A 15379-nucleotide genomic window follows, 5' to 3' on the forward strand; every position below is an offset into this window, starting at 1 on the left:
GACCACCTCCAAAGCCCCAGCCGGGAGGCGGGCGCAGGCGTTCACGAGAGCAAAGCTCTCGTGAGCCAATCAGAACGCAGAGCGTTCTGATGACGACGCAAGCACCGCAGGGAGCGAACGGAGTGAGCGACCGAGGAGCGCAGCGAGCGTGCGCCCGCCTCCCGGCTGCCCCTTTGAGTCCCACCCGCCCGCACCGCAACCGCACCTCACACCTCCCCAGCCTCGTCGCTCCCTACGGTCGCGACTCCCTCGCGCGTGCTGTCTCGCGGCCGCCGAGGGCGGCCGCTCGCAGGCACGCGCCCCGCGGTTGTCGGGCGAGCGGCGCGGCCGCCCGTTCCTTTTAAATCTGCGCCGGCCGCGGATTCGAATATGATCACGCTCACCTCGGACTTCGGCTCGCCGTACCCGGCCGCGATGAAGGGAGTGATCCGCCGGCACACGGACGCCGAGCTGATCGACGTCGCGCACGACCTGCCGCGTGGGGACCCGCGCGCGGCCGCCTTCTGGCTCCGGTTCGTCCTCCCGGAGTTCCCGCCCGCGGTCCACTGCGCCGTGATCGACCCCGGCGTCGGCACCGACCGCGACGCCCTCGTCGTCCGCGCCGGCGCGCACGTCATCGTGGCTCCGGACAACGGCCTCGCGATGCCGCCGGCCCGGGCGCTGGCGGGCGACGAGTCGGACGTCGAGGCCTGGACCGTCGCGGTCGAAGACCCCGCGAGCAAGACGTTCCACGGCCGCGACGTGTTCGCCCCGACCGCGGCCCGCGTCCGGACGGCGCTCGACGACGCGACGGGGGAATCGGGGGCCGATTCGCTCGACGCCGACCTCGTCGCCGAGACGCTCGCAGGAATGGACGACCTCACCCCCGCGAGCGACCCGGTCGACGTCCGCTTCCCGGAGCCGACAGTCGAACGTGCCGAGGAGAGCGAGGAGGGCGGGGATGCCGAGGACGGCGAGGTGCTCGCGGTCGACGGCGAGGTGCTCGCGATCGACCGGTTCGGGAACGTGATCACGAACGTCCCCGGCGAACTGGTCCGCGGCCGCGACTGGGTCCGCGTGAACGGCGACCTCACACCCGTCGCGGAGACGTTCGGCGCAGTCGACCCCGGCGAGCGCCTCGTCACCGTCGGGAGCCACGGCTACGCGGAGTGCGACGTCAACGACGGCCGCGGCGACGGCGCGTTCGACCTCCGGCCGGGCGACTCGGTGCGGTTCGTCCCCGACAGCGTCAGCCTGTGAGCTTCGAAAAGGGTCGGTCCTACAGTTCGACGCCGGAGGGGATCAGGCTCTCGCTGCGGAGGAGGTTCCCCTCGTGGTCGTACACGAGGAACGTGTCCTTATCGTAGGCGACGAGCCGGTCGCCGTCGACGTCGATCTCGACGCGGTACCGGGCGTCGCCGTCGTCGGTCGCGTCGCGCGCGGCGTGGATGAAGGGGAGGACGTCGGTCGCGGTCTCGTTGAGTTCGAGAACGAAGTCGCCGGTGTACCGGTTGGTGACGCCGACGACGCCCTCCGGGTCGTTCGCCTCGCCCAGCGGCTCGCGGAGCCGGAAGGCGACGTCGATCTGGTCGGCCGCGAGCAGGTCGCTGTCGCTGTCGTCATCGGCACTGTCGTCGGCGCCGTCGCTCTCGCCCCCGGAGAGCCGATCGCGGAGCAATTCCTCCGGCCCGTGGAAGTCGATCCGGACCAGCGGGGGCGACCGGGAGCCGGCGCCGTCGTCGACGCCCTCGACGGTCAGATCGAAGTAGTCACGCCGCATTTCCTACCGACTGCTTTGCGGTCCGGCCGTATCAACGTAACGGGCGGATCGGCGTCGCGGGGCCGACGACGACCCGGTACCGCGGAGCTGACGGCGCCCCAGAGGTCCGCGCTGTGTCGGAACCGCAGCGGATCGACCCCGGTGTCGGTCCTGATAATTGTCGGGGGTAGTTTAACTTCCCCCCGCCATTACGTCCCCGTATCCATGGCGAGTGACGCCGGCAGGAGCGACCTCGGCGACCGGATCGAGGATCTCCAGCGGCGCCTCTCGCGTGCGTGGGAGTTGTTTCAGGGATCTACGCTCGACGTCCGCCCGTTCCGCCCGGGCGAGGACGGCCCGCTCGCGTCGTTCGTCGTTCCCCCGGAGGAGCGCGAGGTCGACCGGTACTGGGTGAACGCACCGTACGCGTACGTCGTGATCACCTACGACGAGGCCGAGAGCGAACACCGCTACTACGCGGTCGAGCCCGAGCTCGACGCGTTCGAGCGCGAGCTCCTCGACCGCGTCGTCGACGACATCCGCGACCCGCTCCTCTACCGCGAGGGGAGCGGCAAGACGGACGAGGCGACGCTCAAAGCTGAGCTGGAGACGTTACTGGAGGGGTACGGCGTCGAGGTCGGGATGGACACGTTCCACGCGCTCGCCTACTACCTCTACCGCGACTTCCGCGGCTACGGGAAGGTCGACCCCCTCCTGAACGACCGCCACATCGAGGACGTCTCCTGTGACGGCTACGACCTCCCGATCTTCGTCTACCACGACGAGTACACCGACGTCGAGACGAACGTCTCGTTCGGGCAGGAGGCGCTCGACAGCTACGTGATCCGCCTCGCCCAGCAGTCCGGGCGCCACGTCTCCGTCGGCGACCCTATCGTCGAGACCACCCTCCCCGACGGCTCGCGCGCGGAGCTCGCGCTCGGCGAGGAGGTGACCCCGCGCGGCTCGGCGTTCACCATCCGCCAGTACGCGGAGGACCCGTTCACCCCCGTCGACCTCGTGGAGTACGGCACCTTCTCGGTCGAGCAGATGGCGTACTTCTGGCTCTGTATCGAGCACAACAAGAGCCTCATCTTCGCCGGCGGCACCGCCTCCGGGAAGACCACCTCGATGAACGCGGTGTCGATGTTCGTGCCGCCGCGCGCGAAGGTGCTCACCATCGAGGACACCCGCGAGCTCTCCTTGTACCACGACAACTGGCTCTCCGCGGTCACCCGCGAGCGCCGGTACGAGGGCACCGACATCGACATGTACGACCTGCTGCGCTCGGCGCTGCGTCACCGCCCCGAGTACATCATCGTCGGCGAGGTCCGCGGCGACGAGGCGATCACCCTGTTCCAGGCGATGAACACGGGCCACACCACGTTCTCGACGATGCACGCCGACTCGATCGAGACGGTGATAAACCGGCTGGAGAACGAGCCGATCAACGTCCCGCGGGCGATGGTCCAGTCGTTGGACATGCTCTCGGTGCAGACGCTCACGCGCTCGGACGACGAGCGGGTGCGCCGCGCGAAGACGATCGGCGAGATCGGTGGCATCGACCAGCGGACCGGCGAGCTCGACTACTCCTCCGCGTTCGAGTGGGTGCCCGACTCCGACACGTTCCGGCGGAACGACTCCTCGCTTTTAGCGGAGATCGCCGACGAGCGCGGCTGGTCCCGGGCGGAGCTGCTCCGCGAGGTCCGGCGCCGCGAGCGCTTCCTCGAACTGCTCTCCGCGCTCGGCATCGACGACTACCGCACGTTCACCGCCCTCGTCAACGAGTACTACGCCGACCCGGAGCGCGTGATGGAGAAGCTCGACGAGCGCGCCGCCGCGACAGACGGCGTCGACCCCGACGACCTCGCCGACGAGACCGACGCGGTCGCGGCGGGCGACGGGACCGAACGAGGGCCCGGGACCGCCGACGGCGGCGACCCGGACGCCGCGGACCGATGATCGAGTACCTCCCCCTCGCCGCCGCGGTCGCGGCCTGCCTCGCGCTCGCGCTGCCGCTCGTCGACGACCGCGCCGACCTGTTCGTCACCCGCGTCGCGCTGTCGTCGTTCGGCGACTACGTCAGCGAGAACGAGGCGCGCCGGCGGGCCCAGCGCGACCGGATGCGCGCGGCCCACGTCGCCGGCACGACGCACCGCGTGTACGCCTCGCGAACCCTGCTGTACGCCGCGGTCCTCGGGGTCGCCGGCAGCGTCATCGGCGTGTACGCTGCCGGCGCCCTGCTCGCCGCCCTCGACGTCGGCGAGGCGGCGCTCCGCGAGGCGCTCCCGAGCGCGTTCGAGTTCGTCGCGGTCGTCGCGCGGCTCGCCGACCTCGGGCTCGCCCGGCTCTTCGTCCTGCTCGCGGTCGTCTCCGCGACTGTCGGGGCGGGGCTGGCCCTCGGCGCGTACGTGGCTCGCTGGCGGCTGCTCGACCAGCGGGCCTACGCCCGCGCGGCCGAGATCGACGCCACCCTCCCCCGGACGGTCGCGTTCATGTACGCGCTCTCGCGCTCGGGGATGGCGTTCCCCCGCGTGATGAACACGCTCGCGGAGAACGAGTCGGTGTACGGCGAGGCCGCGGCGGAGCTGTCGGTCGCGGTCCGCGACATGAACGCGTTCGGCACCGACGCGCTCACCGCGCTCCAGCGCATCTCCCGGCGGACGCCGAGCGACGACCTGGCGGACTTCTCGGAGAACCTCGCCTCGGTCCTCGGCACCGGGCAGTCGGTGTCGACGTTCCTCAACGACCAGTACGAGCGCTACCAGGCGGAGGCAGAGGCGAAACAGGAGCAGTACCTCGAGCTGCTCTCGACGTTCGCCGAGGCGTACGTGACGGCGCTGGTCGCGGGCCCGCTCTTTTTCATCACCATCCTCGTCGTCATCGGCCTCGTCTTACAGGACACGCTCCCGCTCCTCCGGGTCGTCGTCTACCTCGGCGTGCCGCTCGCCACATTCGGCTTCGTCGTCTACGTCGACAGCGTGACGCAGGGCGTCGGCGGCACCGAGACAGTCGCGGAGTCGTCGCTCGCGGACCCGAACACACCCTCCGTCTCCGGCGTGCGCCACGCGACGGACGAGTCCGGAGACCGGGGCGACTCGCCGCGGTTCGACGGCGGGGCGGCGACCGGCCGGGACGCGGACGGGAGTGCCGCGGACGGGGCCGGCGCGGACCGCTGGGCGGAGAGCCGCGAGCGGCTCCAAATCTACGACCGGCTCCGCGGGGTGCGGCGGTTGGTCGCGTCGCCGGTCGAGACGGTGTTGGCCTCGCCGCGGACGGTGCTTCTCGTCGCGGTCCCGGTCGCGATCGCCGGGTTGCTCCTCTTCGCGTTCCCGATCACGCTCGGGACTCCTGTGGAGATGGCCGGGCAGATCGACGGGCCGATCGTCCTCGCGACCGCGTTCGTCCTCGCGGCGTACGCGGTCGCCTACGAGTTCGGCAAGCGCCGGGTCCGGCGCATCGAGTCGGCGGTGCCCGACTTCCTCGACCGGCTCGCCAGCGTCAACGAGGCGGGGACAGCCGTGGTCGGCAGCGTCCGCCGCGTCGCCGACTCGAACCTGGAGGCGTTGACGGAGGACCTCCGCCGGACCCGCCGCGACATCGACTGGGGCGCGGACGTCTCCACCGCGCTGCGTCGGCTGGAGCGCCGGGTCCGGTCGCCGATGACCTCGCGGGCCGTCGCGCTCGTCACCAACGCGATCCGGGCGAGCGGCGACGTCGGGCCCGTCCTCCGGATCGCGGCCGACGAGTCGCGCGCGACCTGGTCGCTCCGGCGCGAACGCAGACAGGTAATGTTAACGTACCTCATCGTCATCTACATCTCCTTTCTCGTCTTCCTCGGGATCATCGCGGCGCTGTCGGTGTCGTTCATCCCCGCCATCGAGGCCGCCGGCGTCCCGGGAACGGGCGGGAGCCTTCCGGAGACCGGGAGCGGGACCGGCGTTCCCGGCGGGCCGGGCGGGATCGGAGACGGAATCGGCGACATCGACGTCGACGCCTACGAGCAGCTGTTCTTCCACGCCGCGGCGATTCAGGCCGTCTGCTCCGGGCTCGTCGCCGGACAGCTCGGGGAGGGCTCGGTGCGCGACGGCGTGAAACACGTCGTGGTGCTGCTCGCGCTCACGCTCGTCGCGTTCGTCGCGATCGGCGCGGTGTGACGGTCCGGTCGCCATATGTCCGTCGCGACCGAGACCCCGGTATGGACCCGCAGCCGACCGGCGATCCGCAGTCGACCTACGACCGCATCGCGAGCCACTTCTCGAAGACGCGGGAGTACGCGTGGCCCGAGGTCGAGTCGTTCCTGGAGGACCGGTCGGGAACCGTCGCGCTCGACGTCGGCTGCGGGAACGGCCGGCACACGGAGGCGCTCGCGACGCGCGCCGACGTCGCGGTCGGGGTCGACCTCAGTCGCGGCCTGCTCGACGAGGCGGTCGCGCGCGCTCGCGACCGGGGCTTCGCGGACGCGACCGCGTTCGTCCACGGTGACGCGGCGGCGCTGCCGGTCCGCGACGACGTGGTCGACCTCGCGGTCTACGTCGCCACGCTCCACCACCTCTCGCCTCGGGACGCCCGCGTCGAGAGCCTGAACGAGTTGGCGCGCGTCCTCGCGCCCGATGGGGTCGCGCTCGTCAGCGCGTGGAGCACGGCGCACGACCGGTTCGACCGCGACGAGGGGTTCGACACGACCGTCGACTGGACGCTGCCGGGCGGCGAGACGGTGCCCCGCTACTATCACATCTACTCGCCTTCGGAGTTCGAGGCGGACCTCGCGGCGAGCGACCTCGAAACGCGACACGCGGCGGTTTCGAGCGGGAACTGTTACGCGGAAGTCACGCCCCCGACCGGCAATTATCACTAGCGATATCGAAGGGGGTGAATTAAAGGACCCCAGCCGAGCCCGTGAGTGTAATGGCTGACACCTTCCTCGAACGGGTCCTGCGCCGGGTCACGCCCGGCGTGCTCGCCCGGAGCTACCTCGCGAAGTTCCTCGTCGCCCTCGTCGTCGTCGTCGTCGCGATCGGCGCCGTGGGGGCGGTCACGTACGCGGAGACGACCGACCAGCTGGAGTCGAGCGCGCAGGAGGACTACACGGCCGTCGCGGAGCTGAGCGCCACGGAGCTCGACGGCTGGGCGAGTGACCGCCGCGCGCTGCTCACGGACATCGCCGACAACGACGCGTTCTCGCGGGATCCGGACCGGGTCGACGGCTACCTTGCCTCCCACCTCTCGCGCACCTCCGAGGCCGTCGTCGCTTTCCACTTCGTCGACCGGGAGGAGGGGACTGTCATCGCGAGCACCGACGAGGACGACGGCGGCGAGACGGTGACAGCCGAGCCCTGGTTCGGAAACGACCTGCTGTTCGCCGAGAGCGTGTTCACGAGCCCCACCTACATGGTCGACGGCGAGCGCCGGGTGGCGTACGTGACGGCCACCCCGATGCGCGACTACCTCGTGATGGAGATCTCGCTCGGTCCCGTCACCGACGACTTCCGCCAGCCGACCGAGGGGACGTTCACGACCATCGTCGACTCCGACGGCCGGATCGCGGCGAGCAACGCCGACTACGTCGCCGGGATCCGCTACGACAGCGACGTCCGGTCGGCGCTGTTCGGCGAGACGCGGTCGGTCGGGTTCATCCCGTCGGCCACGTTCAGCTTCGCCGACGGCGGCGAGTACCTCGTCGCCTACGCGCCGATGGAGACCGAGGAGTGGGCCGTCGCGGTCCACGTCCCGCTCTCGGAGGCGTACGCGCTCTCCGGGATGATCGGGCGGAACCTGCTCCTCATCGTCGGGGTCGCGATCGTCGGACTCGGGCTGCTCGGCGCGACGCTCGGCCGCGGCACCGTCGTCGAGCTGAACCGCCTCCGGGGGCGGGCGTCGGCGCTGGCCGACGGCGACCTCGACGTCGACTTCGACACGGAGCGGCGCGACGAGTTCGGCGACCTCTCCGGCGCGTTCGCGACGATGCGCGACTCGCTGCGCGAGCAGATCCGGTCGGCGGAGGAACAGCGGGAGCGCGCCGAGGCGGCGCAGGCGGAGAGCGAGGCGTTCGCCGAGCGCCTGGAGTCGCGGGCGGGCGACTTCGGCGACACGATGGCGGCCTGCGCCGACGGCGACCTCACCGCGCGGCTCCGCGCCGACCCTGACGACCCCGAGGCGCTCCGGTCGATCGCCGCGGAGTTCAACGACGCGATGGACGAGTTAGAGGCCGCGATCGCCGAGGTCGACGCATTCGCGGTCGAGGTGGCCGAGCGGAGCGACGCGGTCACCGACGGCACCGACGAGGCCGCGGCCGCGGGCCGGGAGACGAGCGACGCGGTCGACGAGATATCCGCCGGCGCGGAGCGGCAGAGCCGCCAGCTGGCCGAGGTCGCCGGCGAGATGGAGGACATGTCCGCGACCGTCGAGGAGGTCGCCGCCTCCGCGGACGAGGTCGCGACCACCTCCCGCCAGGCCGACGCGCTCACCGAGGAGGGCCGCGAGGCCGCGGCCGACGCCGTCGAGGAGCTTCACGGGATCGAGGCGCGCTCCGAGTCCGCCGCGGAGACGATCGAGCGGCTGGAAGCCGAGATGGCGGAGGTCGACGCGATCGTCGAGACGATCTCGGAGATCGCCGACCAGACGAACCTGCTCGCGTTGAACGCCTCGATCGAGGCAGCCCGCGCGGGCGAGGCCGGGTCCGGCTTCGCGGTCGTCGCCGAGGAGGTGAAGTCGCTCGCCGAGGAGACGCAGGAGTCCGCCGCCGAGGTGGAGGCGCTGATCTCGGGCCTCCGCGAGCGCACCGACGAGAGCGTCGACGAGATGGCGGCGATCCGCGACGGCGTTGACGACGGCGTCGAGGTCGTCGAGGACGCCGAGGACGCGCTCGCCGAGGTCGCCGCCCGCGTGAGCGAGGCCGACGACGGTGTCCAGGAGATCTCCGGCGCCATGGACGCGCAGGCGGCGTCGGTCAGCGAGGTCACCGGCGCGGTCGACGACCTCGCGGGCGTGAGCCAGCAGACCACCGCCGAGGCGACCACCGTCGCCTCCGCCGCCGAGGAGCAGGCCGCCACGCTCGGCGCGGTCTCCGAGCAGGCGCACGATCTCCACGAGCGCGCCCGCGACCTGCGGGCGATGACCGAGGACTTCGAGGTCAACGTCGACGAGGTCAGAGGCAACGTCGGCGAGGTCGGCGATCGGGACGGTAATTCCGCGGTCGACGAGCCTGACGCCGGCGGCTCGGTTGAGGCGGACGAGACGGCGTTTTCGTTCGGCGCAGACGCGGAACCGTCGGACGCCGTCCCCGCCAGTACGGACGGCGGCACCGCCGACGGTGACGGCGCGAAAGAGTCGGAGCCGTCGCTCGACGAGTAAGCGCTCGAACAGAAAGTGGTCGTCGTCCGCGACGACGCTTCCCGCCGGTCGCGTCGCGGTCGGTTGTTCCCGGGCGGTTCAGTCCGCCATCGTCTCGTGGCGGACGTCGCTGTCCTCCGGCATCGGTGTCACGAGCCGGTACGCCGCGTAGAGGCCGAGCACCGCGATGCCCGCCAGGACGAACGCCGTGCGAATCTCCGGGGAGATCAGCGGCGTCGCGACCACGTCGCCCGCCTCGTTCGTTATCGGGACCGGGCTGTACGGCTCGCCGGCCAGGATCTCGACGATCCCGAGGACGACGATGCCGAACAGCATCAGTCCCGCGCTCAGCGCCCGCGCCGCCGTGTCGATGATGTCTGTCATTTGTGGTCACCTCTTAACCGAGCAGGTACCGCAGCTTGGGGTGTTGCTTGACGAATGCCGTCTCCTCGATGAGCGCGTCGAGGCCGTAGTACCGCCCGGCCGCGAGCACGATCACCGTCAGGAACAGGAGCAGGCCCATCAGGTCGCCGTTGACGACGCCGTTGCCGAACCCGGCGTTGCCGATCCAGAACAGGACCATGAAGATGACCCCGCCGAACGCGGCCAACCGGGTCAGGGCTCCGGCGATCAGCGCGAGCCCGATGAGCGTCTCGAACAGGGGGACCCCCGGCTCGATGAGCCACGCGAGGTTGTTCCCCATCCAGACCGGGATGCCGCCGAGGGCGGTCCCGCTCATCTCCGACATGTACATCGGGCCGTAGCTGTACGCGAGCCCGTCCTCGATGATCTTCGTGATCCCGGCGTGGAAGAACCACCAGCCGGTGACGACGCGCAGGAACGCGATCCAGTACGTCGCCCAGGGGCCGTCCAGCGCGAACTCGGTCTCGCCGACCAGCGGATTGCTAGATTGGTATGACATCGGTGTCACCTCACGGGTGTACGTTGGGTGGGTAGACACATATGTACCGAACAGGTTTCTAAGCGGCTGAAAAGCGTTCTAGCGCGCTGGGAGGGGTCCGCAGTATCGGGGCTCTTTAATTGTATAGCTCTAACCTGTCGACGTTTCGCCGGCGGGTTCCACGCGAACACGGAACGCTTATGAAACACGTTGTGCCTACGTGTAGGTGCGTCATCGACGGACGCGAGCGCCGGTGGTCTAGTGGTAGGACCTGAGCCTTCCAAGCTCATGGCCCGGGTTCAAATCCCGGCCGGCGCATTTCTCGAACGAAGTGAGAGAAATCGCCGAGAGGGATTTGAACCCTGGAAGTCGCAGCCCGCACAGCGAGCGAAGCGAGCGAGCAGGACCGTCTTCCTCTGGTTCAAATCCCGGCCGGCGCACTCCCTGCGGTCGTGCGCCGCCCGTACTCCCGCTCGCTCGCTGCGCTCGCTCACGGGAGTCCCGGCCGGCGCATTTTCTGACTGATTTGTCAGTCAACGTCCGCTTCGCTCGACGAATACTGTTAGAGGCTCGCACCGCCGTCGACCCACACCGTCTCGCCGGTCACGTAGCTCGCGCCCTCGGAGGCGAGATAGAGGTAGGCGTCACGTAGGTCCGCGGGCGTGCCGGCTCGGGACGGGAGCCCATCGGATCCCTCGACGGAGTCTCTCGCTTCGTCGGCCCACCCCTCCCGGATCTCGGTGGCGATCGGTCCCGGCGCGACCGCGTTCACCCTGATCCCGTAGTCGTCGAGTTCGAGCGCCGCGCTTCGGGTGAGCATCTGGATGCCGCCCTTCGTCGCCGCGTAGTGGGAGTGGTCCCACTCGGCGCGCTCGGCCGTCGTCGACGAGGTGTTCAGGATCGCTCCCTCCACGCCGCGGTCGATCATGTCTTTCGCGGCGAGTTGGGTGCCGAAGAACGCGCCTCTGAGGTTGACGCCGTGGACGAAGTCGAAGTCCTCGGGGTCGACCTCGAGGAACTCGAGGCTGCGGTGGACGCCAGCGTTGTTCACCATCACGTCGACCCCGCCGAACTCGCGGGCCGCCGCGATCACCGACTCGATCTGGCTCGGCTCTGAGACGTCGGTCTCGACGAACGCGGCGGTTCCCCCGCGCTCCTCGATGGCCTCGTGCGTGGGCGCCTTAGCGTCGACGTCTTTCGGCGCCGCGCGAACGTCGGCGTTGATCACGGTCGCCCCTGCGTCGCCGAAGCCGGTCGCGACCGCGCGACCGATCCCGCTCGATCCGCCCGTGACCACGACCGTCTCGCCGGCGAAGTCCGCGCTGATGGCTCCCATACGACTGATCGGAGAGGCCGGATCAAAAAGGTCGGTGTCGCGGTTCCGTACGCCGATCGCGAGACCGCTTCGAGAGCGTCCGGCCCGCGGCGACCGCCGGGATCGGGCCGCCTCAGTCGTCGTCCGCGGCCGGCGCCTCGGTGTTATCGACCTCGGCGGACTCGCGCGGGCCGCCCGCGTGGCCCTCGTGGGAGATGGCGGTCGCCATGAGGTGTGGCGGAATGGCCGGCACCTCGTCGTCACCGACGGGGCCGTCGCGCGCGATATCCTCGGTCGAGCGCGGGAACTCGCGGATCTCCTTGTGGATCGCGATGCCCGCCTTCGCGCCCTGACCCATCGCGACCGGGACCTGGTTGTGGCCGGGCGTGATGTCGCCGACCGCGAACACGCCATCCTCGCTGGTGCGGCCGTGGTCGTCGACGTCGATCTCGCCGCCGTCGGTCAGGTCGCAGCCGAGCCCCTCGGCGAGGGCGGTGTTGTAGTCGGAGCCGTACATCGGGAAGCCCCCGCGGTACTCGCGGCGGGTGCCGTCCTCGAACTCCATCGCCTCCAGCCAGCCGGAGTCGGGGTCGTTCTCGACGCCGGCGACGTCCTCGTGGATCACGTCGATCGGATGCGCGTCCAGCTGCGCGGCCGTCTCGTCGCTCCACGTCGGCTCCGCGCCGCGGGTCAGGAGGTCCACGTCGTCGGTCATGTTCAGCATGATCATCGCGACGTGCGCGGCGGCCTCCCCGTGGCCCATCACGTACACCGGCTCGTCGACGAACATGTAGGCGTCGCAGTGGAGACACCAGTGAAGCCCTTTTGCGTTCCGCGGCAGGGGCGGATCGGGACGCTCGTCGGAGAACCCGGTGGCGAGGACGACGCGGTCCGCGAGGATCTCGGCGTCGTTCGTGGAGAGGCGGAACCGGTCGTCGTCGGTGCGCACGACGTCGGTGACGAACCCGCGCTCGAAGGTTCCGCCGTACGACTGCACCTGCTCGCGGCCGGTCGCGAGAAGCTCGTTCCCGGACACCTCCTCGGTGACGCCGATCACGTTGTGGGTGTCGGCCATCATCGCCGCGCGGCCGCCGCCGCGGTCGATAAGCACCGTCTCGTGGCCCAGTCGGGCCCCGTACAGCGCGGTCGTCAGCCCGGCCGGCCCGCCGCCGACCACCGCGATCTCGTACTCGTCGTCGGACGAACTCATTACCAGATGTATGCGTTGCGGTGGTTTAAATGGCGCCGTGCTGTGCGCGCGCGGCGACCAGCCACGGCCGTCGTGTGTGACCGAATGAGTCCGAGTTACGGATGTCGCCGCTATCCGACCGCGTGCCCGGAGATTTATGCGTCCGTACCGCGTTCGCTCGGTCAGTGCCTTCCCGTCTCGCGCTCGCCGTCGGCCTCCTAATCGTCGGGGCCGCCGCCGATGTCGGAACGACGTACGTCGCGCTCACCGGGAGCGAGTACGTCGAGGGGTCGCCGGTCGGCCGGCTGTTCATTTCGCGGTTCGGCCTCCTCGGCGGCATGCTCCTCACGAAGGTCGTCGGGATGGGGGTCATCGGAGTTCCGGTCGCGGTCGCCGGCGGCACGCGGCGGTTCGTCGCGACCCTGATGTGCGCGGGCGTCGGCGTCCTCTCGCTCGTGGTTGCCGCTCGCAACCTCCTGTTCGTCGCGGGCGTGTGGCCGTGAGAGTCGCAGCCGGGCCGCGGTCGAACGCCCGCGTCGTCCGCGGGGCGAGCGGTGCGGCGGCCTCTGCCGCCGCGATCCCAGTCGTTTTGCCGCATCGGTGAGAGGCCAATATATATGTCACGCCAGTCCGCTCCGGCCTCGTCCCCGCCGGAGACCAGACGCGATGTCGTCACGGAAACGCTCCACGGGGTCGACGTCGACGATCCGTACCGATGGCTCGAAGGCGACGACGCGGCGGTCGGCGAGTGGGTCGACGCGCAGAACGCCCACGTCGACGACGCCCTCGACGACGGGCTCCGCGACCGGCTCCGGCCGCGCTTCGAGGACCTCGTCGAGGTGGCCGATTACGGCCCGATAGCCGTCCGCGAGGGGTGGTACTTCGCGACGGTCCGCGAGCCGGGCGCCGACCACGCCCGGCTCGTCGTGCGCGGCGCGCCGGACGGCGCGGACCGCGTCCTCGTCGACCCGAACGCGTGGGCGGCGAACCGCGACGACGACCGCCCGCCGCGGTCGATGGCGTGGTACGTCCCGTCCCACGACGGCGAGCGCGTCGCGGTCGGCGTCACCGAGGGCGGCGACGAGAACTACGACGTGCGGGTGCTCTCCGTGCCCGAACCGAGCGCGGAGCGACCGGAATCGGGCGGGGCCGAATTGGAATCGGACGGGGATGAATCGGACTCTGACGCGGCAGCGGGCTACGGCTCGGGCGTCGAGGAGGTCGCGGTCCTCCCCGAGCGCGGCCGCGTCAACGCCGGGAGCCTCGCGTGGGACGCGGACGGCGAGGGGTTCGTCTACGTCGCCACCGGCGGCGCGGCCGACGGCGCGCAGATGGACAAGGAGATCCGCCGGTTCCGGCTCGCGGACGGCCCCGACGAGGAGGAGGTCCTCCTCGAACACGACGACCAGCACGTCTGGCCCCGGGTGACCGTCGACCCCGACTCGGGCCTGCTCGCCGTCGCCTTCTCCGAGATGGTGGGCGGCACCGAGTGGTACGTCCGCGTCGACGGCGACCTCCGGCCGGTCCTGACGGAGGCCGACGCCGAGACGTCGGTCCGGTTCCACGGCGGGACGGCGTTCGTCTCGACCGACCACGGCGCGCCGCGGCGGCGGCTGCTCGCCTGCTCGGTCGACCGCTTCCGCGAGGGCGACCTCTCGTTCGAGGAGTGCCGGGAGCTGCTCCCCGGGGGCGAGGGGATCATCCAGTCTGTCGTGCCGACCCCCGGGCGGCTCCTCGTCCACCGCCAGCGGGACGCGCACTCCCGGCTCTCGGTCCACGACCGCGACGGGACGCACCTGCGCGACGTGTCGCTGCCGTCGTACTGCTCCGTCACGTGGCTCTCCGGGAACCGCGACGCGCCCGAGGCGTTCTTCGGGCTCACCGGCTTCGATCGGCCGCCGGCGGTCCGCGGGCTCGACCTCGACGCCGAATCGGGAGTCGGGGGCGACGGGCGCGGCGGCGACGGCGAAGCGGCTGGTGAGGCGACCGAGTTCGCGTCGACGGAACTCGACTCGGTCGACCTGCCCGTCCCCGACGACCTCGTCGTCGAACAGCGGTTCGTCGACTCGACGGACGGCGCCGAGGTGCCGGTGTTCGTCTGCTATCGCGAGGACGTCGCGGTCGACGGCCCGCGTCCGACCCTCCTCTACGGCTACGGCGGGTTCCGGAACAGCATCACGCCCTCGTTCGGGCGGTTCCGGCTGCCGTTCCTCGCGGACGGCGGCGCGTTCGCGGCGGTGTGCGCCCGCGGCGGCTACGAGTACGGCGAGCCGTGGCACGAGGCCGGCATGCTGGCCGACAAGCAGCACACCTTCGACGACTTCATTGCGGCCGGCGAGGCGCTCTGCGGGTCGGGACTCACCGACACCGACCACCTGGCCGTCGCCGGCGGGTCGAACGGCGGGCTCTCGGTCGGCGCGGTCGTCACCCAGCGCCCGGACCTGTGGGCAGCCGCGCAGTGCGCGGTCCCGCTGCTCGACATGCTCCGGTTCCACCGCTTCCTGCTCGGCGAGTCGTGGACGACAGAGTACGGACACCCGGAGGACCCGGAGGCGTTCGAGTACCTCCGCGACTACTCGCCGTACCACAACGTCGACCCCGAGGCGACGCACCCGCCCGTCTACTTCACCACGGCCGCGAGCGACACGCGCGTCCACCCCTCGCACGCCCGGAAGATGACCGCGCGGCTCCAGAACGAGGCCGACGGCGGCCCGTTCCTGCTGCGGACCAAAGGCGAGACCGGCCACGGCGTCGGCAAGCCGACATCGATGATCGTCGACGAGCAGACGGACTCGTGGGCGTTCCTGTACCAGCAGCTTGGGATCGAGGTCGGTGGCGGGGAGGGCGACTCCGGCGGCGACCGCGACGTCGACGGCGAGGCCGGCGGCGACCGCGACGGCGCCTGAG

Annotated in this window: 12 protein-coding genes and 1 tRNA gene; 8 read left to right on the top strand and 5 right to left on the bottom strand. The window is 70.8% G+C overall.

The genetic code is table 11. The annotated features are described in order from the left end of the window. The first annotated feature begins 369 nt into the window (after positions 1 to 369). Positions 370 to 1239, top strand: a complete 870-nt coding sequence (locus F3H13_RS12975; RefSeq protein ID WP_149799441.1) for an SAM hydrolase/SAM-dependent halogenase family protein — start codon at positions 370 to 372, stop codon at positions 1237 to 1239. 19 nt (positions 1240 to 1258) lie between these two features. Here F3H13_RS12975 and F3H13_RS12980 read toward each other — a convergent pair whose 3' ends face one another. Continuing rightward, a complete protein-coding gene (locus F3H13_RS12980) occupies positions 1259 to 1759 on the bottom strand; it encodes a DUF5793 family protein (RefSeq protein WP_149799442.1) in 501 nt (166 codons plus the stop codon). A 204-nt stretch (positions 1760 to 1963) separates the two neighbouring features. On the opposite strand from F3H13_RS12980, the gene F3H13_RS12985 reads away from it, so the two are divergent. Genes F3H13_RS12985 through F3H13_RS13000 form a run of 4 tightly spaced genes read left to right on the top strand, consistent with a single transcriptional unit; the run spans position 1964 to position 9088 of the window. After that, the gene (locus F3H13_RS12985; RefSeq protein WP_149799443.1) at positions 1964 to 3697 is read left to right on the top strand and encodes a type II/IV secretion system ATPase subunit; all 1734 of its coding nucleotides are present in this window, start codon (positions 1964 to 1966) and stop codon (positions 3695 to 3697) included. Further along, positions 3694 to 5892, top strand: coding sequence for a type II secretion system F family protein (locus F3H13_RS12990; RefSeq protein ID WP_149799444.1), 2199 nt, complete (start codon positions 3694 to 3696; stop codon positions 5890 to 5892). The genes F3H13_RS12985 and F3H13_RS12990 overlap by 4 nt, the downstream gene beginning before the upstream one ends. A 41-nt stretch (positions 5893 to 5933) precedes the next feature. Beyond that, positions 5934 to 6593: a class I SAM-dependent methyltransferase gene (locus F3H13_RS12995; RefSeq protein ID WP_149799445.1), complete on the top strand. Its 660-nt coding sequence runs from the start codon at positions 5934 to 5936 to the stop codon at positions 6591 to 6593. Positions 6594 to 6643: 50 nt separating this feature from the next. Next, positions 6644 to 9088: a methyl-accepting chemotaxis protein gene (locus F3H13_RS13000; protein WP_149799446.1), complete on the top strand. Its 2445-nt coding sequence runs from the start codon at positions 6644 to 6646 to the stop codon at positions 9086 to 9088. A gap of 78 nt (positions 9089 to 9166) precedes the next feature. Here F3H13_RS13000 and F3H13_RS13005 read toward each other — a convergent pair whose 3' ends face one another. Next, positions 9167 to 9451 (bottom strand): hypothetical protein, encoded by a 285-nt coding sequence (locus F3H13_RS13005; RefSeq protein ID WP_149799447.1) that lies wholly within the window; start codon positions 9449 to 9451, stop codon positions 9167 to 9169. A 13-nt stretch (positions 9452 to 9464) separates the two neighbouring features. Beyond that, positions 9465 to 9989, bottom strand: a complete 525-nt coding sequence (locus F3H13_RS13010; protein ID WP_149799448.1) for a DoxX family protein — start codon at positions 9987 to 9989, stop codon at positions 9465 to 9467. A 226-nt stretch (positions 9990 to 10215) separates the two neighbouring features. On the opposite strand from F3H13_RS13010, the gene F3H13_RS13015 reads away from it, so the two are divergent. Beyond that, positions 10216 to 10286: transfer RNA gene (locus F3H13_RS13015), tRNA-Gly, on the top strand. A gap of 244 nt (positions 10287 to 10530) precedes the next feature. Here the strand turns inward: F3H13_RS13015 and F3H13_RS13020 are convergent. Beyond that, on the bottom strand, positions 10531 to 11304 hold the full coding sequence (locus F3H13_RS13020) for an SDR family NAD(P)-dependent oxidoreductase (RefSeq protein ID WP_149799449.1): 774 nt from the start codon (positions 11302 to 11304) through the stop codon (positions 10531 to 10533). 112 nt (positions 11305 to 11416) lie between these two features. After that, positions 11417 to 12493: an NAD(P)/FAD-dependent oxidoreductase gene (locus F3H13_RS13025; protein ID WP_149799450.1), complete on the bottom strand. Its 1077-nt coding sequence runs from the start codon at positions 12491 to 12493 to the stop codon at positions 11417 to 11419. Positions 12494 to 12657: 164 nt separating this feature from the next. Here F3H13_RS13025 and F3H13_RS13030 point away from each other — a divergent pair, with 164 nt between their 5' ends. Beyond that, on the top strand, positions 12658 to 12975 hold the full coding sequence (locus F3H13_RS13030) for a hypothetical protein (protein ID WP_149799451.1): 318 nt from the start codon (positions 12658 to 12660) through the stop codon (positions 12973 to 12975). 114 nt (positions 12976 to 13089) lie between these two features. Further along, complete coding sequence (locus tag F3H13_RS13035; RefSeq protein WP_149799452.1) at positions 13090 to 15378, top strand: prolyl oligopeptidase family serine peptidase; 2289 nt, start codon at positions 13090 to 13092, stop codon at positions 15376 to 15378. Position 15379: the final 1 nt, after the last annotated feature.

This window comes from Halorubrum xinjiangense (assembly GCF_900102375.1).
GTDB lineage: Archaea > Halobacteriota > Halobacteria > Halobacteriales > Haloferacaceae > Halorubrum > Halorubrum xinjiangense.